Raw genomic sequence first — 25,680 nt, 5'->3', positions numbered from 1 at the left:
CATCGTACGGAAGCTCACGTGTCACGGCCGATGCGCCGGAGTGCTGCCGCGAACCCGTCCAGATCGTGCTCGACCGTCGCTCGGACGATCTCGGCATCGACGGTGACGTAGCCGTGGACGATCCGGTTCCGTGTCGCTCGAACCGCCGGCCACAGGGTTCCGAATGCTTCGGCGCGGGCGGCCTCGCTGAGCCGGGACGAGGCGTCGATCGCTGCAGCGAGGCGGAGGCATACCGCGTCGACCGTCACCTGGTCCTCCCAGGAACCGGCCTCGACGTGGGCCCGAAGAATCTCCAGGTGCTCCAACGCCTCACCCGCATGGTCGCCATCGGACCGCTTCACAAGGGGATCGCCTGCACCTGTGCGCGGACTGCCGGCCGGAGCGAACGAGCAGGGACGACGTCGACCGGCCGACCAAGGATCGCCGACAGCTCGGCCTCCAGCGCACCGAGTGTGAAGAGGCCGACCCCCTCGTCGACATCGACGAGGAGATCCACGTCGGAGGTGTCGTGGTCCGTCCCGGAGGCGACCGATCCGAACAACCGCAGGTGATGTACGCCGCGCCGGGCCGCGGCCTGGACGATCTCGTCCCGTCGTCGGCGAAGCACCTGGTCCATCAGCGTCGCGCGGACCTCCGGCTCAGAGGGCTCCGGAGCCTCGGGCCCACGGTCGAGCAACCTCTTGACCTCGGGCTGGCTACGGCCGAGCGCCCGGGCGATCCGACGCTGACTCCACCCGAGCTCGCGAGCCTGCCTCGCACCTCGTTCCAGCGTTCGGCTCGCCTCCGCACGCAGGGCATCGGCCGACGTTCCGAGCGCGTTCAGGTACTCGGCAAAGGCACGCTCGACTGCCGAGTCGTCGCCGTGGGTCTGGGGCATGGCCACCTCCGATAGCAGATGCTATCAGGGCCGTTCCGTCCACCTGCGGCGGCCCGGAGCGAACCTCGGGCGTCTCTGAACGTCCCCGAAACAGCCGTGAAGGAGGGCGTTCAGAGACGCTCGCGCGCCCCGGGAACCGGGAGGCCGGTCAGCGCCAGAGTCGCTCCGACGCGATCCGCGCACCCTCGGCGAGGGACTCGAGCTTCGCCCACGCGATCTGCGGGTGGACGCGCCCGCCGAGGCCGCAGTCGGTGGAGGCCAGCACGTTCTCGCGACCGACGCGGGTGGCGAACCGTTCGATGCGGTCGGCGACGAGCTCGGGGTGCTCCAGCACGTTGGTCGCGTGCGACACGACGCCCGGCAGCAGGACCTTGCCCTCGGGGAGCCGCACGTCGTCCCACACGCGGTACTCGTGCTCGTGGCGCACGTTGGCCGCCTCGAACGAGTAGGCGCCGGCGTCGATCTGGAGCATGAGTCCGACGATGTCTCGCATCGGCAGGTCGGTGGAGTGCGGGCCGTGCCAGGAGCCCCAGCACAGGTGGTAGCGGACCTTGTCCTCGGGGATGCCGCGCAGCGCGTGGTTGAGCGCCTCGACGTGGATGCGGGAGAACGCGAGGTAGTCCTCGACGGTCGGCTCGGGGGTGATCTGGTCCCAGGACTCGGCGAGGCCCGGGTCGTCGATCTGCACGACGAGCCCGGCGTCGACGATGGCGAGGTACTCCTCGCGCAGCACGTCGGCCCACGCGTACGCGTACTCCTCGTGGGTGGCGTAGTGCTCGTTGTGGATGCGGGTGGCCGACCCGGGCGCGATGGCGGTGACGAACGCGTCGGTCACGCCGGCGGCGTCGGCGGCGGCGCGCAGGTTCGCGGCGTCCGCGGCGACGGCGGCCTGGCCGGTGTAGGTGAGCGGGCCGGTGACCTTCGGGAACGCGCCGGGGCCGGCACCGCCGAAGATGCCGGACGTCGGGTCGGTGTACGCCTCGCGGAAACGGGCCTGGTCACGACGGTTGCCGAACCCGGTGAGGCGCACGTCCCCGGGCGCGGACCGCACGTCGGCGAGCACCCAGCTCGCGTCGGTGTCGAGCTCGAGCCCGCCGGTGCGCTGGAACGAGTAGGACCACCAGGCGCCGTAGTCGACGGGGGACGACATGGACTTGCCGTACTCGCCGTCACCGACGACGGTGATGCCGGCCTCCTGCTGGCGGCGCACGACACCGGCGACGGCGTCGCGCAGCAGGGAGTCGAAGGCGCCGTCGGCGTCCCCGGCGTCGCGGGCCGCGTTGGCGGCGATCAGCTCGGGGGTGCGCGGCAGGGAGCCGGCGTGGGTGGTCTCGATGCGGTCGGTGCTGCGCAGCACGGTGCTACCTCTCGTCCTGGGGTGGATCGTCCCGATGGTCGCACGTTTGCCGGTCCGGCAAGCCCGTTGTCACGATGGCGGACGGTGGGGGCACCATGGGAGGACTTCGTCCCTGTGGAGGCTGCTCGTGCCCGTGACCCTGCTCGACGACGTCCGCCCGGACGAGTCGGACCACCCGTTCCTGCCGGGCATGTCCCGGGGGTGGCTGATGCCCTGGTACGACGTCGTGGCTCGCTTCCGGGGGCTCGGTCGCCTGTACCGCCGCACGGCAGTGGTGGCCGGGGTCCGGCCCGGTGAGCACGTGCTCGACGTCGGCTGCGGCACCGGGAACCTGACGCGCGAGATCCTGCGCACGGCGCCCGACGCCGTCGTGACCGGCCTGGACCCGGACGGCGACTCGCTGCGCCGCGCCGCGGGCAAGCTCCGGCGCCGCCCGGCGGAGGTGACGCTGGTGCGCGGGTTCGCCCACCGGCTGCCCGTGGCGGACGGGAGCCAGGACCACGTCGTGTCGTCCTTGGCGCTGCACCACGTGCCGCTCGCGGAGAAGGTGCTGCTCGCGGGCGAGATCGCCCGCGTGCTGGGCCCCGGCGGAACCGTGACGATCGCCGACTTCGCGGGCGACCACGGGTCGGCCCACCACCACGGGCACGGCGACGCCGCGCACGACGGGCCGGACGCCCGCTCCTCGCACGCGGAGCCCGGCGGACCCCACGCGCACGACGACGGCGCGCACCGGCACCGCCCGGGCGGACGTCAGCCGGGGCACGGCCCGGGCAGCCGCACCCACGACGCCGACAACGCGGACGGCGGGATCGAGCGGCTGCTGGCCGGTGCGGGCCTGACGGACGCCCGCGCCGTCGGGCGGATGCCGCTGCTCGGCGACGAGGTGGTGTTCGTGCAGGCGCGCCGCGCCTGACGGCACGCGCGCGGCACCGGCCGCCCGGGCCCATCTTCGGCGCCGGCCGTCAGCCCTCCGCGGCCGCCTCCGCGGCGAGGTATTCCTCGGGCGGGTCGAACTGGGACAGCACCAGCTCGGCGCCGCACGGGTCCCGGATCGTGGCCTCCCGGGTCCACTCGGTGTCGTCGGTGGCGAGCAGGGTGGCTCCGGCGTCGACGGCGGTCGCCGCGGCGGCGTCCCGGTCGGCGACGGCGAGCACCAGGGCCCAGCGGGGCGCCCCCTCGGCCGGCCCGATCCCCGCGACGACGTCCGCGAAGCCGGCCGGCACGTGCTCCTGCCGGTCGAGGATGCCCGGGTCGACGGTCGCCGCGAGGTGGGCGCCGTACCCCTCGACGCGCACCATCCCGTACCCGAGCTCGCCGACCGTCCAGCCCAGCAGCGGCCCGTAGAAGGCCAGCGCCGCGTCCTGGTCGTCGGTGAGCAGGTTGCTGAAGTTCCAGGTGCCGGGCTCGTTGACGCGCTGCGCGCCGAGCCGGGTGCCCGCCTGCCACAGCCGGGACGGCACGCCCTGCGGGTCGCGGAACCGGACCAGGTGGCCTGCGGGCGCCTCCGGAGGGCCGACCACCTCGACGACGCTGTCGAGGGTCCCGCCCAGCCCGAGGACCCGGGCCGCCGACGCGGCCGCGTCGTCGACCGCGAGGTACGTGTTCCACGTGGAACGGGACGCACCGGACGCCGACGGCGAGGCGATCGCGGCGATCGCGGTCGCGTCGGTGCCGTCCCACGACGCGACGGCGTACCGTCCGGGCGCCCCCGGCGGCAGCTTCTCGGTGAACCGCCACCCGCACAGCGCGCCGTAGAACGCGAGGGCGGCGTCGACGTCGTCCACCTCCAGGTCGATCCAGCAGGGCACGCCCTGCGGATAGGTCCGTGCCGGGATGCCGCTCGGTGCGCTCATGTCGTCCTCCAGGTCGGTCCTGCCATCGTGCCCCGGGGCACCGACAGGTGCCCCGGGAATCACCCGGGAATGCGCTGGTGTATCACCGGGGGCGGGCCGACACTCGACAGGAGTGGCGCGTCGAGGTGGACGCGCACCCGCCCCGGCCCCTGGCCGTCCCGCGCACCCGCGTCAGCGTCGAGCGCCACCGCGCCGCCTTCGGCCGCGAAGCTTCCCCCTTTGTCCTGCGCACCCAGGAGTGCACCCCATGAGACGTCCCCTGTCCGTCCTCGCGGCCACGACCGCCGCGCTCGTCCTCGCCGTCACCCCCGCGACGGCCCACGGGTCGAGAGACCCCCGCCCGCCGTCGTCGGAGACGATCGCGGCCGGCCTGCTCACCCCGCTCAGCCTCGCCGTGGGCCCGAAGGGCACCACGTTCGTCAGCCAGAACTTCGGCGGGATGCTCAGCTCCGTCGCCAGGGACGGCACGGTCGGCGTCGTCCACACCTCGGCCGGCGGGGAGGAGGTCGGCGCCCTCAGCTACGACGACGGCGTCGTCACGTTCGCCGAGACCGGCCCGGCGACCGTCCTCAAGAAGATCCGCGTCGATCGCAGGGGCGCCCCGCTGGGCACGGCCCGCACGGTCGCGGACCTCGGCGCCTACGAGGCGACGAAGAACCCCGACGCGAAGGCGCTCTACGGCTTCCGCACCCTGCCGCGCTCCTGCGCCGCGCAGTTCCCGGAGGACTTCCCGGCGAAGTACACCGGCATCGTGGAGTCCCACCCCTACGCGACCGCCACGCACCGCAGCACCACGTACGTCGCCGACGCGGCGGGCAACACCATCCTGTCCGTCGACCGCCGCGGCAAGGTCCGCACGGTCGCGGTCCTGCCCGCGCAGCCCGTCAAGGTCACCGCCGAGGCCCTCGCGGGCCTGGGGCTGCCGGCCTGCGCCGCCGGATACAAGTACTGGTTCGAGCCGGTGCCCACCGACGTCGAGGTGGGGCCGTCCGGCCTGCTCTACGTCTCCCTGCTGCCGGGCGGCCCGGAGGACGACTCGCTCGGGGCCCGCGGCTCCGTCGTCGTCGTCTCGCCGTGGTCGGGCCGGTCGCGCACCGTCGTCGACGACCTGCTCTCCCCCACCGGGATCGCGGTCGACCGCTCCGGGACGATCTACGTCGCGCAGCTCTTCGGCGGCGAGATCTCGAAGACGGGCCGGCACCACGACTCGACGTTCGTGTCGGTCCCGCTGCCGGGCGCGCTGGAGCTCGACGGCAAGGGCCTGCTCGCCACGGTGAACGTCCTGCCGGGTGAGGGAGCACCGCCGGACGGCCAGCTCGTGCGGTACTCGCTGGGCGGCCACCGGCACCACTGACGGTCGCACCGTCGAACGCCTCGGGGACCGGGACCGGACGGTCCCCGGTCCCCGAGGTGCGTCTCCCCTCGTCGTCGGATCCCGGCGCCCGTCGTGCCGGACGACGGAGTTCACCGCCCGTTGATGCCGATGTCACGCCCGGCGCCTAGCGTGACCGCATGACGCGACGACGCCTCCTCCTCACCGCCACGGCGCTGGCCGTGGCCCTGTCCGGCACGCTGGTCCCGCCGGCCGCGAGCGCCCACGGCCGCGACGACGCCCGGGACCGTGGCTCGCACGGTCATGGCGGGCACCACCCGGGCCACGGCTCGCCCGGCCACGGCCACGGTCAGGGCAAGGACCGCACGCTGCGGGTGGCGACGTACAACCTGTCGCTGAACCGGGCGACCGAGGGCGAGCTGGTCGCGGACCTGTCGACGCCCGACGACGTGCAGGCGCGCACGGTCGCCGAGGTGATCCAGCGGGCGGACCCGGACGTGGTGCTCCTCAACGAGTTCGACTTCGATGCCGAGGGCCTGGCGGTGGACCTGTTCCGGGAGAACTACCTGGAGGTCGGCCAGGGTGGTGCCGACCCGGTGCGCTACCGGTACGCGTACAGCGCGCCGTCGAACACGGGCGTGGCGAGCGGGTTCGACCTCAACAACGACGGCACGGTGGGCGGCGGCGACGACGCGTTCGGGTTCGGGCTGTTCGAGGGGCAGTACGGGATGGCGGTGCTGTCGAAGTACCCGATCGACACGCGTGAGGTGCGCACGTTCCAGGACTTCCTGTGGAAGGACATGCCGGGAGCGCTGCTCCCGGACGACCCGTCGACGCCGGCCCCCGACGACTGGTTCACCGAGGACGAGCTGGACGTGGTGCGGCTGTCGAGCAAGTCGCACTGGGACGTGCCGGTGAAGGTGGGCCGCGAGACGGTGCACGTGCTGGCGTCGCACCCGACGCCGCCGACGTTCGACGGCCCGGAGGACCGCAACGGCCGCCGCAACCACGACGAGATCCGCTTCTGGGCGGACTACGTGACGGGCGGGCGGACGGCCCGCTACGTGTACGACGACGACGGCGGGCGCGGCGGCCTGGAGCGCGGCGCGAGCTTCGTCGTCGTCGGCGACCAGAACGCGGACCCGGCGGACGGCGACTCGTACGACGTGGCGATCGACCAGCTCCTGGAGCACCGGCGGATCCAGGACCCGGCGCCGACGTCGGCCGGTGCGGTCGAGGCCGCCGCGGTGCAGGGCGGCGCGAACGCGGCGCACACCGGTGACCCGGCGCTCGACACCGCGGACTTCGCGGACACCACGCCGGGCAACCTGCGGGCCGACTACGTGCTGCCGTCCCGCGACCTGCGGGTGCGGGACGCGGGCGTGTTCTGGCCGACGCTCGCCGACCCGCTGTCCCGCCTGACCGGCGTCTACCCGTTCCCCTCCAGCGACCACCGCCTGGTGTGGGTGGACGTGCGCGTCTGACCCCACCCTGCCGTCGAGCGTCTCTGGATGTCGCGGGTCAGCCGCTGACGGCCGACGTTCAGAGACGCCCGGCGGCGCTGCTCGTGTCGATGTGCGCGGTGTCGATCCAGTAGCGCCGCTTCGGGGCACCGTCGCCGACGACGCGCACGTCGTCCAGCACGCCGCCGCACCGCTCGATGACGGCGGCCGAGGCGGCGTTGTCGTCGTCGCAGGTCACCAGGACCCGCTCGACACCCAGCCCGGCGAGCCGTTCGACGGAACGCCGGAGCATCTCGGTGGCGTACCCGCGTCCCCGGTGGTCCCGCCCGACGGCGTACCCGACGTGCCCGCCGACCTCACGCAGGTAGTCGTTCAGCGCGTGCCGGACCGACACCCGGCCGACGGGGACGCCGTCCACCTCCGCCACGAGGAAGTCGGCACGCACCCGGCCCGGCGGCAGGTCCGCGCCCGAGGCCTCGCGCCGGAACGTCGCCAGCATCTCGTCCCACGTGCCGTCCGCCAGGAGGAACGTGAACCCCTCCGCGGCGAGCTCGACGTGCAGGCGGCGCAGTGCGGGCTCGTCGTCGACGGTGGGCGGTCGCAGGATGAGCGTCATCGGGAGAGTCTGCCGATCGGCCGGCGCGCGTGCACGGGAATTCCGCGGCGACGCGGCCGCCTGGGCCGCTGGCCACCCGGCCGCCACGCCACCTGTCGCCGAGCGTCTCTGGATGTCGCGAGTCGGCCGCTGATGGCCGACGTTCAGAGACGCTCGGCGGACCTGGGCACCCTGGGCGTCAGCGGGCGGTGCCGCCGTAGTGGGCGGCGAGCCGCCGGAAGCCCTCGTCGACGCTGACGGCGGGCCGCCAGTGCAGGTCGGCGCGGGTGGCGCGCTGGTCGAACCAGTGGGCTGTGGACAGCTGTTCGGCGAGGAACCGCGTCATCGGGGGTTCGTCGGCGCCGGGACGCACGCTCCACAGCGCCTCGACCGCTCCCCCGGCCGCACGTGCCAGCCCGGCGGGGACCCGCCACCGGGGCGGTTCGACACCGCCGGCGCGGCAGATGCCGGCCAACAGGTCGGCCACGGTGCGGGGCTCGCCGTTGGTGATCACGTAGGCGCGGCCGTGGACGTCGTCGGCGCGGTCGAGGGCGGCGGCGATGCCGGTGGCGGCGTTGTCGAGGTAGGTGGTGTCGATGAGGGCGGCACCCTGGCCGAGGAGCGGCAGGCGGCCCGACGCCGCCCGGTCCAGCACCCGTTCCACGAGCTGGGTGTCCCCCGGCCCCCACACGATGTGCGGCCGCACGGCGACGACGGAGAACCCGCGACCGCCGTCGGAGGACGACGGCCCGCGGTCGCGGGCGAGCGCCAGCACCTCGGACGCCGCCTTGGTGCGCGCGTACTCGCCTCGGGCGCGGGCGGGGTCGGCGGGCTCCGCACCCACCCCGACGAGCGACGACCCGGAGTGCGCCACCGACGGCGAGGACACCTGCACGAACCGCGACACCCCGGCCCGCTCTGCGGCATCCAGCAGCAGGCCGGTGCCGCCGACGTTCACCGCCTCGAACTCGGCCGGGTCCCCCGCGAGGGACACCTTCGCCGCGAGGTGGACGACGCCGGTCACGCCGTCCAGCGCGTCCGCGACGGCGGCCGCGTCGATCAACGACCCGGCGGCGTCCTCGGCGCCCACCACCCCGGACGGGCGGCGCTGGAACGTCCGCACGGCCTCGCCGCGCTCGACGAGCACCCGGGCGACCGCGCCGCCGAGCAGCCCGGACGCGCCCGTCACCAGCACGGTCACGGTGCCCCCACCCGGCCGCCGCCGAGGACCCCGGCCGCCCAGGCGGCGAGGCGCGCACGGTCGATCTTGGAGTTGTGGCGCACGTCGGTGGGCATGACCGGCACGGCGAGGACGGCGGCGAGCGGCACCGGCGACGACGCGCGGACGGCCGCGTCGACGTCGTCGGGTGCGAGGCCGGGACGCCGGGTGGGCGGGACGGTCTCGACGACGGCGACGGCCTGCTGCACACCCGCGGGGCCGACGCCGACGACGGCGGCGCGGCGCACGCCGTCGGCCCGCTCCACGCCCTGCTCGGGTCCCACGGGGGCGAGCGGCCCGTCGGCGGTGACGAGGACGTGCGCGAGCCGCCCCTCGATCCACAGGCGGCCGTCGGCGTCGAGGTGCCCGACGTCGCCCGTGCGGTGCCAGTGCCCGGCCGGGGTGTCACGCTCGGCGGCGACGTCCGTCAGCCAGAGCCGGTCGTAGCGCTCCTTGAGGTGCGGGGCGCTGACGAGCACCTCGCCGAGCACGCCGGGCACGTCGGACGGCGCACCCGTCGCGGCGCCGTCGGCGTCGAGGGCGCTGATCAGCACTCGACCCTCGCCAACGGGACGGCCGACGCACACCCCGGCGTCCGGGGCGTCCGCCGCGGCCCGCACGCCGTCGAGCGTGATGTCGGAGACGAGCAGGCACTCCGTCATGCCGTACGGCGTGTGCGGGTTCGCGGCGGGCATGAGCCGCTGCGCTGCCGTGAGCATGGCCGCGCTGATCGGCGCCCCGGTGGACAGGAACGTCTCGACCCGGCCGAGGGCGTCGCGGTCGTCGGCGTCCAGCGCGGACGCCGTGTCGACGACGTTCAGGATCGCCGCCGGCGACAGGAACACCATGCGCGCGTCGGACGCCCGGACGGCGTCCGCGACCGCCCGCGCCGTGAGGGTGCGCGGCGCGGACACGTCCATGTCGGGCGTGACGGACCGCGTGCCGAGCGCCGGACCGAGCAGCGCGAACGGCGCGAACCCGGTGACCAGCCCGGTGTCGGGGCCGACGGCGAAGTGCCCGGCCAGGGCGTCCCGGAGCGCCGCGAGCCGCGCGTGCGTGTAGACGACGCCCTTCGCGGGTCCGGTCGAGCCGGACGTGAACAGCACGGCGGCCTCGTCGTCCGGTCCCGGCTCGGGAGGCAGGTCCAGCACGTCGCCGGCCCGCGCGACGTCGACCAGCTCGTGGTCGACGCCCAGCGCGCGCCGCAGCACGGGTTCGAGCGGGTCCGCGGAGATCCGCACCCCCGGCCAGCCGAACGCTCGCGCCGCCGCGAGCGCCTTCCGCTGCCCGACCAGGTAGCCGGGCCAGGCGCCCCGCTGGGCGCGCGTCAGCCCCTTCACGCCCAGACCGGCGTCCGCGACGACGACGACCGCACCGATCCGCAGGCACGCGTACACGAGCGCGGTGAGCGTCGGCCCGGGCTGCACGAGCAGCGACACCCGGTCGCCGCGGCGCACGCCGATGCCGTGCAGCCCCGCCGCGATGCGCCGCACCTGCCGGTCCAGCGCCCGCCAGCTCACGCTCGCCGGTCCGGTGCCGGACTGGTCGAGCACCGCCGGCTCCCCCGCCGACGCCGACGCCGCCCGCTCGTCCAGCCCGGCCCACATCGGCCGGTACCCACCGGCCGTCGTCGTGCCTGAGCCGACGCCCTCCCCCGGACCGGCCATACCCGGCTCCGCTCTCCCGTCCGACGATCTTGCCGACGCGACGGCCTCACTCGAGTCGGTCGGGTCGGACGTCGCGCGCGCGGACGTCAGTCCCGAAGTGGAGGGCCCCCCGGGGCCCGTGAACGCGTCCGCGCGCGCGACGTCCGGCCCGACCGGCGACCCGACCGAGACGACCGAAGCGACCGACCCCAACCAGTCGACCACGGGCGGAGCCCACTCGACGTCCTCCGCGATCAGGTGCCCGGCGGCGGAGAACCGGTGCACGCGGGCGTGCGGGAGACGGCCGACGAGGTCGGCGAGGTAGCGGTCGGAGAAGATCGGGTCGTGCGGGCCCCAGAGCAGGAGGGCGGGCACGTCGAGGCGCGCGACCCCGGCGGCGATGCGGTCGAGCTCGGGGCGGCTGGGGTGCTCGAGGGTCGCGGGGATGTCGGCGACGAAGTCCTCGATGCCGGCCCGGTCGGCGGCGGTGCGGTACGGCAGCCGGTAGGCGTCGGCGACGTCGTGGTCGAGGCGGGGCCGGGCGAGCGCGAGCGTGGTCTCGAGGAACGCGCCGGTGGTGCTGGTGCCGAGCCGGTGGACGCCGCGGGCGAGCGCGAGGCGCAGGGGCGCGGGGATCGGGACGCCCGCGGGCTGGTGGACGGCCGTGTTGAGCAGGGTCACGCCGGCCAGCAGGTCCGGGTGGTCGACCGCCCAGCCCAGGGAGACGACGCCGCCCCAGTCGTGGCCGAGGGTGACGACGGGGCCGGTGAGGCCGAGGGAGTCGGTGAACGCGCCGAGGTCGGCGACGCGCTGGGGCAGGGTACGGCGGCGGCCCGTGCGGGCGGACAGCCCCATCTCGAGCTGGTCGACGGCGACCACGCGCCACGCCCTGTGGACGGCGTCGGGACGTTCGCCGTCCGCGGCGGCGGCCTCGACCGCGCTGTCGGTGGTGAGCTCGACGAGGCTTCTCCACAGGTACGACCACGTGGGGTTGCCGTGCACGGCGAGCACCGTGCCGACGGGTTCGATGCCGTGCGCCGCGAGGACGGGCCCGTTGTCGAGGTAGTGCCACTCGACGTCGTCGCCGGTCCCGTCCGTCGAGCGTCTCTGAAGGTCGTCGTCGGGGGCCCGATGTGCGACGTCCGGAGACGCTCGGCGGGCCTCGGGGACGGTGCGGACGTGGCTGAAGCGCACGTCGAGGCCCGGGAGCCCGGGCGGGACCGGGCTCGCGGCGTGCGTCGTCACCAGGCCAGCTCCATCATCGCCGTGTTGATGCCGGACCCGACGCCCATGAGAAGCACCCGGTCGCCGGCGCGCAGCGACTCCTGCTCCGCGGCGAGCGTGATGGGCACCGACGCCGGGCCGACGTTGCCCAGCGTGGGGAACGTGACGGGCACCCGCGAACGGTCGAGACCGACCGCCTCGGTGATCGCGCGGGTGTGCACCTTGGACACCTGGTGCGTGACGTAGCGGTCCATCGCCGCCCAGTCCCACTCCGCCACCGCGTCCTTCCAGGCGTCGACGACGAGCTCCAGCCCGCCCTCCAGCAGCGCCTGCGCGTCGGTGAACATGCCGTCGGTGCTGCCGACGCACAGCAGGTGGTGCTGCGTCGCGGCACGGGTGACGCCGCCGAGGATCCGGTGGCCGTCCGGGTGCTCGTCGGCACGACCCAGCACGGCCGCGGCCGCGCCGGAACCGAGGGTGAGGGTGGCGAACTCCGCCATGAAGTCGTCGCGGCCGGCGTCGGCGTGCAGCAGCCGTTCGACGGTGGCGTCCTGGACGTCGTCGGCGTCCTCGCCGTCGACGACGATCGCGTACCGGATCTGCCCGGACTCGATCATCCCGGCGGCGATGCTCATGCCGTTGATGAACCCGAGGCAGGCGTTGGCGACGTCGAAGTTCACGGCGGAGCTCGGCAGGCCGAGACCGTGGTGCAGCCCGACGGCGACCGACGGCTCGAGGTGCTTGCGGGTCACCGACGTGTTGATGATGAGCCCGACGTCGCTGGGGTCGACGCCCGCGACCTGCAGCGCCTCCTCCCCCGCGGCGACGGTGGCGGTGGTGACGTCCTCGTCCGGTCCCCAGGCGCGACGCTCGTGCACCCCGGCGACGCGCTGGAGCAGCGTGCGGGGCAGCCCGAGACGACGCAGCGCGGGGGCGAGACGATCCTGGACGTCGGCCGACGTCCGCACCCGGCCGGGCAGCCGGCTCGCCACGGACAGCAGCGAGACGTTGGCGAACCGGGTGGTGGCGTTCCCTGACACTCGAGCTCCAGACCTCCGGGAGCGCGCCCGGAACGACAGCAGTTCACCGGCTCCCCTGCGACAGGTGTCCGGCACGGCGGGCGCGACGACACCCGTCATCGAGAGTAGGACGACCGGCGCGGCCGCGCCGTTCCAATCCACCATGTGTGCGCTGCGTCGCACCAGCCCCGCGCTGACTCGCGAGTCAGCGCACATCCGCGCGAGTCAGCGCACATCCGCGCGAGTCAGCGCACATCCGCGCGAGTCAGCGCACATCCGCGCGAGTCAGCGCACGTCCGCGCGAGCCGGCGCGGGCCGTGGGCGCCCGTACGCTGGTCCGGTGCCGCAGACCTCGCTCCCCCCGTTCGGTTCCGACAACTACGCGGGGACGCACCCCGAGGTCCTCGCGGCGGTGGCGGGGGCGGACGACGGGTTCGCCGTCGCGTACGGCGACGACCTGTGGACGGAGCGTCTGGGCGCCCGGGTCGAGGAGGTCTTCGGTGCCGGGACGCGGGCGTTCGGCGTCCTCAACGGCACGGGCGCGAACGTCGTGTCGCTGATGGCGGTCTCGGAGCGGTGGGGCGGCGTGGTCGCCTCGGACGTGGCGCACGCCAACACGGACGAGAACGGCGCGCCGGAGCGGGTCGGCGGCCTCAAGGTGCTGCCCTGCCCGTCGACGGACGGCCGCATCACCCCGGCCGACGTCGAGCGGTGGGCGGGGCAGCGTCATGACGTGCACCGCGCACACCCGGGCGTGCTGACGCTCACGCAGTCCACGGAGCTGGGCACCGTCTACGACCTGGCCGCCCTGCACGACCTCGCGACGACGGCGCACCGGCTCGGCATGGCGGTGCACGTCGACGGGTCGCGGCTGGCGAACGCGGCGGTGTCGCTCGGCTGCTCGCTGCGCGCCCTGACGACCGACGTCGGGGTGGACGTGCTGTCGTTCGGCGCGGCGAAGAACGGCGGCATGCTGGGTGAGGCGGTCGTCGTCCTCGGGCCCGACGACGCCCCGGCGTTCCCGGGGTCGGGCTACGACGGCGCGGCGGTACGACGGCGCGCGGCGGACGCCGTGCCGTTCCTGCGCAAGGCGACGATGCAGCTCGCGTCGAAGTCGCGGTTCGTGTCCGCGCAGCTCCTGGCGCTGCTGGGCGAGCCGGGTACCGTGCTCGACGGCTCGTCCGCGGGGACGACGGCGGACGACGCCCCGCTGTGGTGGCGCACGGCCGCGCACGCGAACGCGATGGCGGGCCGCCTGCGCGACGGGCTGGCCGCGGCGGGCGTGCTGACCGACGCCGCGGCGCCGGTCGACGCCCTGGTGCGGGTGAGCCGCCCCGTCGAGGCCAACGCCGTGTTCGCCACGCTCCCCCGGGCGGCGGCGGACCGGCTGCGCGAGCGGGCCCGGTTCTACGACTGGGCGCCGGGCGAGTCGCCGGACCGGGTCGAGGTGCGGTGGATGTGTGCGTGGGCGACGCCGCCGGAGGCCGTGGACGGGTTCGTCGAGGCCGTCGTCGACGCCGTGCGCACCACGGCCTGAGCAGCGGCGGCACCGGCCCGGATTCGGCCCGGCCGCGCCGGTGGGGTTACGGTCGTGCCGACGGGACGCAAGGGCGCACCCGACGACGACCGACCGTGAGGAGGCGCCATGCACGCCGAGGGATCTGCCACGTTCACCGCCACCGCGTCGGCCCATGTCGCGCAGCCGCCGGAGCGGGTGTGGGCGGAGCTGCTGCACCCGGGCGCCCGCTGGATGCTGGGCGCGAACATCGAGTCCGACCTGCGACCGGGCAGCCCGATCACGTTCGAGGGCCACTTCTTCGGCCGGCAGTTCGCCGACAAGGGCGAGGTGATCGCGGTCGAGCGCGCGCGGCTGCTGCACTTCACGCACTTCTCGCCGCTGGGTGACCTGCCGGACGTCCCGGAGAGCTATCACGACATCCGCATCATCCTCACGGCGGACGACGGCGGCACGGCGATCGAGGTGCGGCAGGCGAACATCAGCACCCGCGACCGCGCCGACCGGGCCGCGCAGAACTGGCGTGGTGCGCTCGCGACGCTCGCCCACTCGGACACGGCGCCCTCGTCGGCGGCGTCCCCGTCGGCCGTGACGTCGGACGACGCACCGTCGACCTCGTGAGGGGTCGGCGTCTCGCGCTGCTCGCCGTGACCGCCACTCTTCTCGCGGCGTGCACGGCGCCGTCGCCGTCCCCTGGCCCGTCCGGCACGCCGGCACCCCCGCCGTCGGCCACCCCGGGTACGGCGAGCACGTCGCCGTCGAGCCCCTCGCCGTCGGGCACGTCGCGCCCTTCGCCGTCGGGCACGCCCGACGGCTCGCCGGGCCCTGCTCCCGGCGCCGACGCCCCGCCGGCCGGCTGGTCGGTGGAGCGCAAGGTCGGGCAGATCCTCATGGTCGGCACGCCCGCCGACGCGGCCGAGGTGAGCGACGCGACCCGGGCGGCGCTGGTGGACCACCAGGTCGGCAACGTGTTCCTGCACGGCCGCAGCGAGCGGGGCGTGGACGCGACCCGCGACCTGGTGCGCTCGGCGACGGACCTCGCGCCCCACGGCACGCCGATGCTGGTCGCGACGGACCAGGAGGGCGGGCTCGTCCAGGTGCTGCGCGGCCCGGGGTTCTCGGAGATCCCGCGGGCGACGGAGCAGGCGTCGTGGGAACGGTCGCGCCTGGTCGAGGAGGCGACCGCCTGGGGTACGGAGCTCGCCGAGGCGGGCATCAACCTGAACCTCGCGCCGGTGATGGACCTCGTCCCCCCGCGAACCAGGAGGCGAACGCGCCGATCGGCTACTTCTCGCGGAACTACGGCAACACGGCGCGCAGCGTGGTGGACGGCGCCACGGCGTTCTCCGAGGGCATGCAGGCGTCCGGTGTCGAGCCCGTGATCAAGCACTTCCCGGGCCTGGGGCACGTCACCGAGAACACGGACACCACCGAGGGCGTCACCGACGACGCCGTGGGACCGGCGTCCCGCTCGGTCGAGGTGTTCGGCGCCGGCGTCGACGCGGGGGCGCGCTTCGTCATGCTGTCCAACGCGACCTACACGAAGATCGACCCGGACGAGCAGGCGACGTTCTCGCCCGCGGTCGTGGATCTGCTGCGTGCCGACCTCGGGTTCGACGGCGTGATCGTCACCGACGACGTGTCGGCCGCTGCCGCCGTCGACGACCGGTCCCCCGGCGATCGGGCGGTCGACGCCGTGGCGGCCGGGGTCGACCTCGTCCTGGCGTCCGCGGACCCGACGGTGGTCCCGGAGATGGCCGACGCCCTCGTGGCGCGCGCCGAGGCCGACCCGGACTTCGCCGCCCTCGTCGACGACGCCGTCGGGCGGGTCCTGGCCGCGAAGGCGGAGATCGACGACTGAACCGTCGCGGCGGACGGGACGACGAGAGCCCCCGCCCCAACCCCTGCTCGGCAACGGGCGTGCAGGCTCGGCACCTCAAGACGACGCATGAGGTGCGAAGTCTGCACGCTCGTTGCCGAGACGGGAGGGGTGGGGTGGGGGCTGGCTGTCACCCGGCGGCCGGGGCCGCCGGCTGGGTGACGCCCGACGTCAGAGCTTCGGGGTGCCCTGCGAGTAACCGCCCACGACCGTGCTGGAACCGGGGACGAGCACGCGGTACTTGTACTTCTTCGCCGACGTCAGCTTGTACGTCGCCTTGCCCTTCGAGTTCAGCTTGACGGTCTTCTTGGTCACCCACTTGCCGCCCTTCTTCTGCTGGATCTTGACCTTCTTGCCCTTGTAGGGCTCCCAGGCCTTCTTCACCGTGTACTGCTTGATGCCGACCTTGACGGTCTTCTTGGAGCCGCTGGTCTTCACCTGGATGACCGTGCCGTACTTGGTGAGGTTCCCGTTGATGGCGGACTTGATGTAGAAGGTCCCGCCGGAGACGGTCGTGTCCTTGTACGTCTTGACGGTGTTGTTGTAGAGGTCGTGAACGACCCGCACGTTCTTGACCTTGAACGTGCCGCGGCCCCACGAGTTCTTCGCGAGGACGTACCCCGTGAGGTCCTTGCCGCCCGAGTAGACGTAGCCGAGCTCGATGTTCGAGGCGACCTTGGTGCTGCCGCGGTAGACGTCGCCGACGATGTCCACCCAGCCCTGGGAGACGCTGCCCGAGGCCTTGGTGGTGAACTCGTAGTACTTCGTCTTCGCGGAGATCGCGGGGCCGCCGTAGCTGGCCTTGATCGACACCGACGTGACGTTGATCGGGGAGGTCGCCGCCGCTGCGGGCGCCACGAGGGTGCCGAGCAGGAGCGATGCCGCGGCCACGGAGGTGGCTGCGAGCCGGACGAGAGAGCGCATGTGGTTCCTTCCAGAGTTACCGGACGTGTCGGCCACGTGACGGCGGGCCCGGAAGGTGCGCGCGGGGCGGGGGAAGGTCGTCGACCCACCGGAGATGCTGTCCCACGCGCAGCACGGGGCTGCGTCGTCGGCCCGGCTCCTGGCGCGTGCGACATCGGCGAGGCGTGCGACCTGACGGCTGGATCTTAGAGGTACCTGAACGCCGACGACACGCCCGTCTCGTGTCGGGCGTGTCGTCGGTGGGGCGTCAGGCGGCAGGGCGCAGGGTCAGTGGCCGCCGGACGCGAGGAAGACGATGCCGGCGGCGACGGCGCCGACGACGGTGCCGAAGCACAGCAGCGCGCCGATCATCCGCAGCGGGGACGGCCGCGCGATGACGACCGGTCCGGTGGTCTCTCCCTTGCCGGCGCTGGGGTGCTCCCCGGTGCCGGCGACGAGTCGCAGCCCGAGGGCGAACAGGGCGGGCAGGCCGGCGCCGACGATCAGTCCGGCGACGACGACCTGGCCGAGGGCGCTCCAGTCGATGCTCACTTGGTGTTCCCTTCGGACGGTCCGGCGGCGATGGCGGAGACGACGGCGGCGCGGCGCTCGTCGACGACGGGCCCGACCTGCGGGTCCCCGACCTCACCGGTGGTGGGCACCTCGACCTGGAGCTTGGCGCCCTTGGTCTCGTCCCACTCCTCGTTGACGTTGCTGTGGTCGACCGGCTTGCGGCGCGACGCGGTCCAGATGGTGAACGAGACGCCGAGCAGCAAGGCGAGGACGATGAGGGTGCCGAGCACCCCGCCGACGCCGTGCTGGATCCAGTAGCAGACCGCGCCGACGATGCCGGCGGCGGGGAGCGTGAGCCCCCAGGCGGCGAGCATGCGGCCCGCGACGCCCCAGCGGACCTTGGCGCCGGGCATGCCGACGCCGGAGCCGAGGATGGAGCCCGTGGCGACGTGCGTGGTCGACAGGGAGAAGCCGAAGTGGCTGGAGAGCAGGATGACGGCGGCGGACGACGTCTCGGCGGCCATGCCCTGGCGGGAGTCGATCTCGACGAGGCCCTTGCCGAGGGTGCGGATGATCCGCCAGCCGCCGAGGTAGGTGCCGAGCGCCATGAAGAAGGCGCAGGACAGGATCACCCAGAACGGGACGCTGGAGTCGGCGGGGACGGCACCGGCGGTGATGAGGGCCAGCAGGATGATGCCCATCGACTTCTGCGCGTCGTTGGTGCCGTGCGCGAGGGAGACGAGGGACGCGGAGCCGACCTGGCCCCAGCGGAACCCGCGGCTGGTGACGTCCTGCGAGACGCCCTTGGTGAGGCGGGCGACGAGGAACGTGCCGACGGCGGCGACGCCGATCGCGATCACCGGTGCCAGCAGCGCGGGTGCGAGCACCTTCGACACGACGCCGGACCAGATGACGCCGGACGTGCCGGCGGCGGCCAGGACGGCGCCGATGACGCCACCCACGAGGGCGTGGGACGAGCTGGACGGGAGGCCCAGCAGCCAGGTCAGCAGGTTCCACACGATGCCGCCGACGAGGCCGGCGAACACGACCTCGAGGTTGATGGCACCGGCGTCGACCAGTCCCTTGGCGATCGTCGCGGCGACGGCCAGGGACAGGAAGGCGCCCGCCATGTTGAGCACGGCGGACAGCAGGACTGCGGTCTTGGGCTTGAGGGCTCGGGTCGCGATGGAGGTTGCCATGGCGTTGCCCGTGTCGTGGAAGCCGTTCGTGAAGTCGAAGGCCAGCGCGGTCACGACGACGAGCACGAGGAGAAGCGTCTCGGTCACGTTGACCATGGTGGGGCCAGAAGGAAACCCCAGGTAGACGTCTGCCGAGGTCACGCCTCATTATTCCTGCGTTGTTCACCTTCTGTTCATCTTGCACGCCCGGCATGCCCGACTCGCGCCGACGCCGTCACACCGTCAGGTCACCGCAGGGGTCACCCGAGGGTCACCGCGGGGTCCCCGCAGCGGTCACGGTGCCGGACGCAGCAGCGGGGGGTTGAGGAGCGCGGTGACGTCCGCCGCGGCGTCCGCCAGCCCGCCCGCGCGCACGACGGGCCGCGCGGCGCGGTACAGCGCGGCGGGCCGGCCGGTCCCGCCGGACGTCGTGCGCCCGGTCTCCCGGAGCAGCCCGGGCGTGCCGGTGGCCTTCCGGGAGAAGTTGCGGGGGTCGAGCCGGACCCCCCAGACCGCCTCGTAGACGCGGCGCAGGTCGGTGACGGTGAACTCGTCGGCGCAGAAGGCGGTGGCGAGCGCCGAGTACTCGAGCTTGGAGCGCGTGCGTTCGACGCCGTCGGCGAGGATGCGCGCGTGGTCGAAGGCGAGCCGTGCCGCGCCCGCACCCTCGCCGTCGGCGGGCAGCACCGCGGCGACGGGGTGCCAGCCGGCGGCCGCGGCGTCCGAGCCGGCCTCGACGACGCCGAAGTGCGGCGCCACGAGCAGGTACGCCACGGACAGCACGGGCCCGCGGGGGTCGCGGCCGAGGGGGCCGTAGGTGCGCAGCTGCTCGAGGTGCCCGGGCGGGGTCACCCCGGTCTCCTCGGCGAGCTCGCGCGCGGCGGCGGTCACGAGGTCCTCCCCCGGCAGGACGAACCCGCCGGGCAGGGCGAGCGCACCGCGGTGCGGCTCGACCGCGCGCTCGACGAGGAGCACCTGGAGGGTGTCGTCGCGGACGGTGAGGGCGACGACGTCGACGGTGACGGGCAGCGTGGCAGCGGTGGGCGGCACGACGGTCATGCGTCCAGCCTACCCGTTTGATGTCATCTTGACGATAAGGGCAGCGAGGCTTATCGTCGTCTCGACGGCAACTAATCGTCGTCCCGACGAGAACAAGGAGCACACCTCATGGCCACCGTCCGCACCTACCCCTGGGTCCGCCACTTCCTCGGCACCCCCACCGGCCACGTCGTCCACCTGCGACGCGGCCGCCTCGCCCACGAGGGCGTCGGCCAGGCGTTCTGGTTCCGCCCCACGACCTCGGTGCTCAGCGAGGTCCCCGTCGACGACCAGGAGCTGCCCGTCTTCTTCCACGCCGCCACCGCCGACCACCAGGACGTCACCGTCCAGGCCGGGGTCACCTACCGGTACGTCGACCCCGTCACCGTCTCCCAGCGGCTCGACTTCGCCGTCGACCCGCACGACGGCAGCACCTCGACCGCCGGCCGGGACCAGGTCACCGCCATCGTCGGGCGGCTCGCGCAGAGCCACGCCACCGACCTCCTCGCCACGCTGACGCTCGCCGACGCCATGACGGCCGGGGTCCCCCGCGTCCGTGCCCTGCTCGTCGACGCGCTCCCCGCCGACCCCCGCCTCGCCGCCACCGGCATCGCCGTCCTCGGCGTCCAGGTGCTCGCCGTCCGCCCCGAGAAGGACGTCGAGCGCGCCCTGCAGACCCCCGCCCGTGAGCACGTCCAGGCCGAGGCCGACCGGGCCACCTACGAGCGGCGCGCCCTCGCCGTCGAACGCGAGCGCACGATCGCCGAGAACGAGCTCGCCAGCCAGATCGAGCTCGCCACCCGCCGCGAGCGCCTCGTGGAGCAGGAGGGCGCCAACGCCCGCCGCGAGGCGCAGGAGAAGGCCGCCGCCGCGCTGGTGGACACCCGGGCGAGCGTGGAGCGGTCACGGCTGACGACCGAGGCGAAGGCCGCGCAGGTGCGGGAGGTCGGCGCGGCGGAGGCGACGGCCGAGCAGGCCCGCATGGAGGTGTACGCCCGGGCCGGGCAGGAGACGCTGCGTGCGCTCGCCCTGCGCGACGCCGCCCGGTCGCTGCCGAGCGTGCAGCACCTCACGGTCACGCCCGACCTGCTCACGGGCGTGCTCGGCACGCTGGTCGGCGGGGCCGGCAGCGTCGTCACGGCCGGCGGTGCCGGCACGACGGCGCGGACGGAGCGCTGAGATGCTCCGCCGTCGCGCCGTCGTCGTCCACCGCCGGACCGAGCTGGACGAGCTGCTCGACCGCCACGGGACGCGCGGTCAGGCCGAGTTCTTCCTCCGCTCGCGCGGCCGCACGCTCGACGACGTGCAGTCTCGCCACGACGCCGTCGCCGCCGCGCGGGCCGCCGTCGTCGCGGCGCTGCCCGGCGACTGGGCGCGCACCGACGTCGAACGGGCGGACCTGCCCCGGTTCCTCGTCGCCCCGGAGGACGTCGTCGTGGTGGTCGGCCAGGACGGCCTCGTGGCGAACGTCGCGAAGTACCTGCGCGGTCAGCCGGTCGTCGGCGTGGACCCCGAGCCAGGGGTCAACGCGGGCGTGCTCGTGCGGCACTCCGTGGACGCCGCGGCCGCGCTGCTGCGCGGCCTCGACGGGCCCGTCCCGGCCGGCACGACCGCCCCCGACCGTACGGCCCTGCTGCCCGTGGACGCCCTCACCACGGTGCGGGCCGACCTCGACGACGGCCAGCACCTCACCGCGCTCAACGAGGTGTTCGTCGGGCACCCGTCGCACCAGAGCGCCCGGTACACGCTGCGGTGCGCCGCGGGGAGCGAGCGGCAGTCGTCGTCGGGGCTGCTGGTCGCCACGGGCACCGGCGCGACCGGCTGGTGGGCGTCGCTGGCCCACGACCGCGGCGGCCGCGCCGCCCCCGGGCGTGCCGACGACCGGCTCGGCTGGTTCGTCCGCGAGGCGTGGCCGTCGCCCGGCACGGGCGTGCGGCTCACCGAGGGCACCGTGGAGGCGGGCGACGCCGTCGAGCTCACCGTCGCCTCGGACCGGCTGGTGGTGTTCGGCGACGGCATCGAGGACGACCGGCTCGACGCCGCCTGGGGGCAGCGCGTCACCGTCCGGTGCGGCGCGGAGCCGCTGCGCCTCGTGCGGCCGTAGGGCTCAGTCGACCTGCGCCAGGCCGAGCACGTCGAGCGTCCACGCGTGCTCGAACGCGATCTCCTCCCAGCGGGCGTACCGGCCCGAGACGCCGCCGTGACCCGCCGACATCTCGATCTTCAGCAGCGCGGGCGCACCCGCCGCCCGCAGCCGCGCCACCCACTTCGCCGGCTCCACGTACAGCACGCGCGTGTCGTGCAACGAGGTCACCGCGAGGATCCGCGGGTAGTGGGACGCGTCGTCGGGCACGTTCTCGTACGGGCTGTACGAGCGCATGTACTCGTACACGGCCGGGTCGGCCAGCGGGTTGCCCCACTCCTCCCACTCGACGACCGTCAGCGGCAGCGACGGGTCGAGGATCGACGTCAGCGCGTCGACGAACGGGACCCCCGCGAGCACGCCCGCGAACATCTCGGGCGCCAGGTTCGTCACCGCGCCCATGAGCAGCCCGCCCGCGCTGCCGCCGTCGGCGACCATGCGGTCGGGAGCCGTCCAGCCCGTCCCCACCAGGTGTCGCGCGCACGCCACGAAGTCGGTGAACGTGTTCATCTTGCGGTCGGTGCGGCCCTCCTCGTACCAGGCGCGCCCCATCTCGCCGCCGCCGCGCACGTGCGCGACGGCGAACACGACGCCCCGGTCCAGCAGCGACAGCCGCGGCACCGAGAAGTACGGGTCCATGCTGATCTCGTACGCGCCGTACCCGTACAGCAGCAGCGGCGCGGGGTCGGCGCCCGTCCCCGCCGCGTCCAGCGTCACCGCGTCACGACGCCACACCAGCGAGACCGGGATCCTCGTGCCGTCCTCCGCGGTCGCCCACTCGCGGCGCTGCGCGTAGTCGGCCGGGTCGTAGCCGCCGAGCACCGGCTGCTGCCGGCGCACCACCCGTTCCCCCGTGGCCAGGTCGACGTCGAACACCGTGGGCGGCGTGACGAACGACGTGCCCGTCACGCGCAGCAGCGGTGCGTCGGGCTCCGGGTTCGCCCCCAGCGCCGCCGAGTACAGCGGCTCGTCGAACTCCAGCTCGCGCGGCTCCCACGGTGCGTCGGCGCGCACCTCGTCCAGCGTGACGACGGCGACCCGCGGCGTCGCACCCCGGCGCAGCCCCAGCACGACGTGCCCGGCGAACGCGTCCACGCTCTCCAGGCGGGCCTGCGGGTCGTGCGGCACCACGACGCGCGCGTCGGCCGGGTCGGCCGGCCCGGAGCCCGGGGCCGGCACGTCGAGCGCGACCAGCGCGAAGTTGCGGGCGTCGTCGTCGTGCAGCGCGAGCAAGACGTCCGCACCGTCGACGTGGGCGTGCTCCACCGTGTACTCCACGCCCTCGCGGCGCGTCCACACCACCCGGAACTCGCCCGTGGGGTCGTCGGCCTCCAGCAGCCACGACTCGCTCGTGTTCTTCGAGCCCAGCTCGATCTGCAGGAACCGCTGCGAGCGCGACAGCCCCACACCGACCCAGAACCGCTCGTCCGGCTCCTCCAGCACGACCACGTCGTCGGAGGTCGGCGTGCCGATCTCGTGCCGCCAGATCCGGTACGGGCGCCACGCGTCGTCCACCGTCGGGTAGAACACGTACCGCCCGTCCGGCGTCACGACGGCGCCCGGGAACGTCCCGGGGACCTCGTCCGGCAGGTCGGTGCCCGCGTCCAGGTCGCGCACCCGCAGCGTGTACCGCTCGTCGCCCGTGACGTCCACGGCGTACACGAGCAGCCGCCCGTCGCCCGACACGGCGAACGAACCCAGCGAGAAGAAGTCGTGGCCCGCGGCCGCCGCGTTCTCGTCCAGCAGCACCTGCTCGCCCGACGGCGTCTCCCCCGGCTCGATCGCCGGCGGCGTCCAGTCGTCCACGTCGGCCACCGGCACCCGGGCGTGCAGGGGGTACTGGCTGCCCTCGCGGGTGCGCGAGTAGTACCAGAACCCGCCGTGGCGGGTCGGCACCGAGAGGTCGGTCTCCAGCGTGCGGTCCTTGATCTCCGCGAAGACCTTCCGGCGCAGCGGCTCCAGGTGCGCCACCTGAGACTGCGTCCAGGCGTTCTCCGCCTCGAGGTGCGCGACCACCTCGGGGTCGTCCTTGGCGCGCAGCCACTCGTAGTCGTCGACGAAGGTGTGGCCGTGATGGGTCCGCTCGTGCGGACGACGGGCCGCCGTGGGCGGTGCCGTGGCGGCCTGCGGGGCAGGGTTCGGAGCGGTGGACACGGGCTCGGGCAGGGCGGCGTCGGTCACCCGGTCAGCGTACGGGGCCGCCCCGGACCGGTCGCCTTGGTCACGGCTCTGCAACGGTTTGCAGCCCACCCCGGGGCGTTTCCGCGTGTCTGCCCAGGATTTCGACCTGTGAGACGCCGTCCCGTGACGTGCCGGTGTCATGCAGGTCACACCACCTGGATACACTTCCCGGCACGTCGGCCCCGTCGTGGCGTCAACAGGCCGTTCAGCAGGCCTGAATCGTCCACGGTGGGTCGGCGTCGTCCCGGAGGCCCCGGGCACCTGACCATGAACCGACGGAGGACCACGTCCGATGACAGCGGACCGACCCACCACTGCGAGCCGGCTGCGCCACCTCCTGGCCGCCGCGTCCCTCGCGCTGCTACCGGCCCTGCTCGCCGCACCACCCGCGACGGCGAGCACCGAGGCTGCCTGCGAACCCGACGACACCACCGCCTGCGTCACCGTCATGGTGCTCACGGAGGACAACGACCGGGTCGGTGACGTGGCCGTCACCGTGACCGGCGCCGACTTCAGCGCCGACCTCACCACGGCCGACGAACCCGTGTCCGTCGCCGTGCCCGACGTCGGGCGCTACACCGTCGCCCTCGACCCGGCCACGCTTCCCGACGACCAGCCCCTCCCCGAGGGCTCCCCCGCCGAGATCGAGGTCACCGCGCAGACCGGCGGCAACGCCCGCGCCGTGTTCCGCGTCGGGGCCGGGGCCGCCGTCGCCGAGTCGCCCACGGAGAGCGCCACCACCGGTGGCGGCACCTCCGGCGACACCGGGACCGAGGCCGGCGAGCAGCCGGCCGACGGCGAGGGCGTCGGCGCGGCACCCGAGGGCGACGCCTCCGAGCGCACGCTCTCCCTCGCCCAGGTGTGGCAGCAGATCGGCTCCGGGCTGCGGTTCGGGCTCCTCCTGGCGCTCGCCTCCATCGGCCTCAACCTCATCTTCGGCACCACCGGGCTGTCGAACTTCGCGCACGGCGAGCAGTTCGCGCTCGGCGCCGCCCTCGGCTTCATCACCATCAACCAGATGGGGATGCCGATCTGGCTCGGCGCGATCGTCACCCTCGTCGCCTGCTCCCTCACCGGCCTCGCCCAGGACGCCGGGATCTGGCGACCGCTGCGACGCCGCAACGTGCCCGTCATGCAGCTCATGATCGTCTCCATCGGACTGTCGATCACGCTGCAGTACGTCATCCAGCTGCTCATCGGCGGCGGCTCCGAGCGCATCCTGTCGAGCAACCCCCGGCCGCTCACCCTCGCCGGGATCACGCTCAGCACCGTCTCCTGGATCTCCATGGTGGTCGCGCTCGTCTGCATCATCGGCATCGCCTGGTTCCTCACCCGGACCCGCATCGGCCGCGCCACCCGCGCCGTGTCCGACAACCCCGCGCTCGCGTCCGCCACCGGCATCGACCCCGACAAGATCGTCCGCATCGTGTGGATCATGGCGACCGGCTTCGCGGCCCTCGCCGGCCTCATGTGGGGCATCTCGTTCGGGTCGTTCAACTGGCAGCTCGGCGTGCAGCTCCTGCTGCTGATGTTCGCCGCCGTCACGCTCGGCGGGCTCGGCACCGCGTTCGGTGCGCTCGTCGGCTCGATCCTCATCGGGCTCGTCGTCGAGCTCTCCAACCTCGTGATCCCCAGCGACCTGCGCTACGCGTCCGCGCTGGTGATCCTCATCCTCGTGCTCCTGTTCAGGCCGCAGGGCATCCTCGGCCGCCGCGAGCGGATCGGCTGAAAGGAGACCCA

Annotated in this window: 23 protein-coding genes; 10 read left to right on the top strand and 13 right to left on the bottom strand. The window is 74.1% G+C overall.

What is annotated here, in order from left to right; translation table 11 throughout:
* Nucleotides 1-14 precede the first annotated feature (14 nt).
* From I598_RS12980 to I598_RS12970, 3 genes are all read right to left on the bottom strand, one after another.
* Nucleotides 15-305, bottom strand: coding sequence for a HepT-like ribonuclease domain-containing protein (locus tag I598_RS12980; RefSeq protein WP_198155697.1), 291 nt, complete (start codon nt 303-305; stop codon nt 15-17).
* 32 nt (nt 306-337) lie between these two features.
* A complete protein-coding gene (locus I598_RS12975) occupies nt 338-877 on the bottom strand; it encodes a nucleotidyltransferase family protein (RefSeq protein ID WP_068205274.1) in 540 nt (179 codons plus the stop codon).
* A gap of 148 nt (nt 878-1,025) precedes the next feature.
* Nucleotides 1,026-2,234 carry a cobalamin-independent methionine synthase II family protein gene (locus I598_RS12970; RefSeq protein WP_068203322.1) on the bottom strand — a complete coding sequence of 403 codons (1,209 nt, stop codon included), beginning with the start codon at nt 2,232-2,234 and terminating at the stop codon, nt 1,026-1,028.
* A 133-nt stretch (nt 2,235-2,367) separates the two neighbouring features.
* Between I598_RS12970 and I598_RS12965 the strand changes: the two genes are divergently transcribed.
* Nucleotides 2,368-3,150, top strand: a complete 783-nt coding sequence (locus tag I598_RS12965) for a class I SAM-dependent methyltransferase (RefSeq protein WP_198155696.1) — start codon at nt 2,368-2,370, stop codon at nt 3,148-3,150.
* A 49-nt stretch (nt 3,151-3,199) separates the two neighbouring features.
* Here the strand turns inward: I598_RS12965 and I598_RS12960 are convergent, their stop codons facing one another.
* The gene (locus I598_RS12960; RefSeq protein WP_068203320.1) at nt 3,200-4,090 is read right to left on the bottom strand and encodes a VOC family protein; all 891 of its coding nucleotides are present in this window, start codon (nt 4,088-4,090) and stop codon (nt 3,200-3,202) included.
* A 247-nt stretch (nt 4,091-4,337) separates the two neighbouring features.
* On the opposite strand from I598_RS12960, the gene I598_RS12955 reads away from it, so the two are divergent.
* Nucleotides 4,338-5,444, top strand: a complete 1,107-nt coding sequence (locus tag I598_RS12955) for a ScyD/ScyE family protein (RefSeq protein WP_068203319.1) — start codon at nt 4,338-4,340, stop codon at nt 5,442-5,444.
* 158 nt (nt 5,445-5,602) lie between these two features.
* Entirely contained in the window at nt 5,603-6,907 is a 1,305-nt protein-coding gene (locus I598_RS12950) for an endonuclease/exonuclease/phosphatase family protein (protein ID WP_068203318.1), read from the top strand.
* 58 nt (nt 6,908-6,965) lie between these two features.
* Here the strand turns inward: I598_RS12950 and I598_RS12945 are convergent, their stop codons facing one another.
* The 4 genes from I598_RS12945 to I598_RS12930 all read right to left on the bottom strand — a co-directional run bounded on the left by I598_RS12945 (nt 6,966) and on the right by I598_RS12930 (nt 12,610).
* Complete coding sequence (locus I598_RS12945; RefSeq protein ID WP_068203317.1) at nt 6,966-7,502, bottom strand: GNAT family N-acetyltransferase; 537 nt, start codon at nt 7,500-7,502, stop codon at nt 6,966-6,968.
* Nucleotides 7,503-7,680: 178 nt separating this feature from the next.
* Nucleotides 7,681-8,682 carry an NAD-dependent epimerase/dehydratase family protein gene (locus I598_RS12940; protein WP_068203316.1) on the bottom strand — a complete coding sequence of 334 codons (1,002 nt, stop codon included), beginning with the start codon at nt 8,680-8,682 and terminating at the stop codon, nt 7,681-7,683.
* Nucleotides 8,679-11,591 (bottom strand): alpha/beta fold hydrolase, encoded by a 2,913-nt coding sequence (locus tag I598_RS12935; protein ID WP_157557234.1) that lies wholly within the window; start codon nt 11,589-11,591, stop codon nt 8,679-8,681. The genes I598_RS12940 and I598_RS12935 overlap by 4 nt, the downstream gene beginning before the upstream one ends.
* Entirely contained in the window at nt 11,588-12,610 is a 1,023-nt protein-coding gene (locus I598_RS12930; RefSeq protein ID WP_068205272.1) for a 3-oxoacyl-ACP synthase III, read from the bottom strand. Before I598_RS12930 ends, I598_RS12935 begins: the two co-directional genes overlap by 4 nt.
* A 319-nt stretch (nt 12,611-12,929) precedes the next feature.
* Here I598_RS12930 and I598_RS12925 point away from each other — a divergent pair, with 319 nt between their 5' ends.
* The 4 genes from I598_RS12925 to I598_RS18130 all read left to right on the top strand — a co-directional run bounded on the left by I598_RS12925 (nt 12,930) and on the right by I598_RS18130 (nt 15,966).
* The gene (locus I598_RS12925; RefSeq protein ID WP_068203315.1) at nt 12,930-14,126 is read left to right on the top strand and encodes a threonine aldolase family protein; all 1,197 of its coding nucleotides are present in this window, start codon (nt 12,930-12,932) and stop codon (nt 14,124-14,126) included.
* A gap of 108 nt (nt 14,127-14,234) precedes the next feature.
* Nucleotides 14,235-14,726, top strand: coding sequence for an SRPBCC family protein (locus tag I598_RS12920; protein WP_068203314.1), 492 nt, complete (start codon nt 14,235-14,237; stop codon nt 14,724-14,726).
* On the top strand, nt 14,723-15,487 hold the full coding sequence (locus tag I598_RS18135; RefSeq protein ID WP_232314157.1) for a glycoside hydrolase family 3 N-terminal domain-containing protein: 765 nt from the start codon (nt 14,723-14,725) through the stop codon (nt 15,485-15,487). Before I598_RS12920 ends, I598_RS18135 begins: the two co-directional genes overlap by 4 nt.
* The gene (locus I598_RS18130; RefSeq protein WP_232314156.1) at nt 15,427-15,966 is read left to right on the top strand and encodes a glycoside hydrolase family 3 N-terminal domain-containing protein; all 540 of its coding nucleotides are present in this window, start codon (nt 15,427-15,429) and stop codon (nt 15,964-15,966) included. The genes I598_RS18135 and I598_RS18130 overlap by 61 nt, the downstream gene beginning before the upstream one ends.
* 189 nt (nt 15,967-16,155) lie before the next feature.
* Here the strand turns inward: I598_RS18130 and I598_RS12910 are convergent, their stop codons facing one another.
* The 4 genes from I598_RS12910 to I598_RS12895 form a co-directional block, all read right to left on the bottom strand.
* Nucleotides 16,156-16,908: a hypothetical protein gene (locus I598_RS12910; RefSeq protein ID WP_068203313.1), complete on the bottom strand. Its 753-nt coding sequence runs from the start codon at nt 16,906-16,908 to the stop codon at nt 16,156-16,158.
* Between the two features lie 267 nt (nt 16,909-17,175).
* On the bottom strand, nt 17,176-17,439 hold the full coding sequence (locus I598_RS12905) for a hypothetical protein (protein ID WP_068203312.1): 264 nt from the start codon (nt 17,437-17,439) through the stop codon (nt 17,176-17,178).
* Nucleotides 17,436-18,695 (bottom strand): inorganic phosphate transporter, encoded by a 1,260-nt coding sequence (locus I598_RS12900; protein ID WP_068203311.1) that lies wholly within the window; start codon nt 18,693-18,695, stop codon nt 17,436-17,438. The genes I598_RS12905 and I598_RS12900 overlap by 4 nt, the downstream gene beginning before the upstream one ends.
* A 177-nt stretch (nt 18,696-18,872) precedes the next feature.
* On the bottom strand, nt 18,873-19,637 hold the full coding sequence (locus I598_RS12895; protein WP_068203310.1) for an NUDIX hydrolase: 765 nt from the start codon (nt 19,635-19,637) through the stop codon (nt 18,873-18,875).
* A 108-nt stretch (nt 19,638-19,745) separates the two neighbouring features.
* On the opposite strand from I598_RS12895, the gene I598_RS12890 reads away from it, so the two are divergent.
* The gene (locus I598_RS12890; RefSeq protein ID WP_068203309.1) at nt 19,746-20,795 is read left to right on the top strand and encodes an SPFH domain-containing protein; all 1,050 of its coding nucleotides are present in this window, start codon (nt 19,746-19,748) and stop codon (nt 20,793-20,795) included.
* Between the two features lies 1 nt (nt 20,796).
* The gene (locus tag I598_RS12885) at nt 20,797-21,720 is read left to right on the top strand and encodes a diacylglycerol kinase catalytic domain-containing protein (RefSeq protein ID WP_068203308.1); all 924 of its coding nucleotides are present in this window, start codon (nt 20,797-20,799) and stop codon (nt 21,718-21,720) included.
* 3 nt (nt 21,721-21,723) lie between these two features.
* Here the strand turns inward: I598_RS12885 and I598_RS12880 are convergent, their stop codons facing one another.
* Entirely contained in the window at nt 21,724-23,940 is a 2,217-nt protein-coding gene (locus I598_RS12880; protein WP_068203307.1) for a S9 family peptidase, read from the bottom strand.
* 292 nt (nt 23,941-24,232) lie between these two features.
* On the opposite strand from I598_RS12880, the gene I598_RS12875 reads away from it, so the two are divergent.
* Nucleotides 24,233-25,669 carry a branched-chain amino acid ABC transporter permease gene (locus tag I598_RS12875; protein WP_068203306.1) on the top strand — a complete coding sequence of 479 codons (1,437 nt, stop codon included), beginning with the start codon at nt 24,233-24,235 and terminating at the stop codon, nt 25,667-25,669.
* Nucleotides 25,670-25,680 lie beyond the last annotated feature (11 nt).

Origin of the sequence: Isoptericola dokdonensis DS-3 (genome assembly GCF_001636295.1) — a bacterium.
GTDB classification, from domain to species: domain Bacteria; phylum Actinomycetota; class Actinomycetes; order Actinomycetales; family Cellulomonadaceae; genus Isoptericola; species Isoptericola dokdonensis.
This window is presented reverse-complemented; position numbering and strand designations above follow the sequence as displayed.

Coding starts and splice junctions, on each gene's coding strand:
- I598_RS12975 (WP_068205274.1), bottom strand. CDS start 877: ATGCCCCAGACCCACGGCGACGACTCGGCAGTCGAGCGTGCCTTTGCC.
- I598_RS12960 (WP_068203320.1), bottom strand. CDS start 4,090: ATGAGCGCACCGAGCGGCATCCCGGCACGGACCTATCCGCAGGGCGTG.
- I598_RS12955 (WP_068203319.1), top strand. CDS start 4,338: ATGAGACGTCCCCTGTCCGTCCTCGCGGCCACGACCGCCGCGCTCGTC.
- I598_RS12950 (WP_068203318.1), top strand. CDS start 5,603: ATGACGCGACGACGCCTCCTCCTCACCGCCACGGCGCTGGCCGTGGCC.
- I598_RS12945 (WP_068203317.1), bottom strand. CDS start 7,502: ATGACGCTCATCCTGCGACCGCCCACCGTCGACGACGAGCCCGCACTG.
- I598_RS12920 (WP_068203314.1), top strand. CDS start 14,235: ATGCACGCCGAGGGATCTGCCACGTTCACCGCCACCGCGTCGGCCCAT.
- I598_RS12910 (WP_068203313.1), bottom strand. CDS start 16,908: ATGCGCTCTCTCGTCCGGCTCGCAGCCACCTCCGTGGCCGCGGCATCG.
- I598_RS12900 (WP_068203311.1), bottom strand. CDS start 18,695: ATGGTCAACGTGACCGAGACGCTTCTCCTCGTGCTCGTCGTCGTGACC.
- I598_RS12895 (WP_068203310.1), bottom strand. CDS start 19,637: ATGACCGTCGTGCCGCCCACCGCTGCCACGCTGCCCGTCACCGTCGAC.
- I598_RS12890 (WP_068203309.1), top strand. CDS start 19,746: ATGGCCACCGTCCGCACCTACCCCTGGGTCCGCCACTTCCTCGGCACC.
- I598_RS12885 (WP_068203308.1), top strand. CDS start 20,797: ATGCTCCGCCGTCGCGCCGTCGTCGTCCACCGCCGGACCGAGCTGGAC.
- I598_RS12875 (WP_068203306.1), top strand. CDS start 24,233: ATGACAGCGGACCGACCCACCACTGCGAGCCGGCTGCGCCACCTCCTG.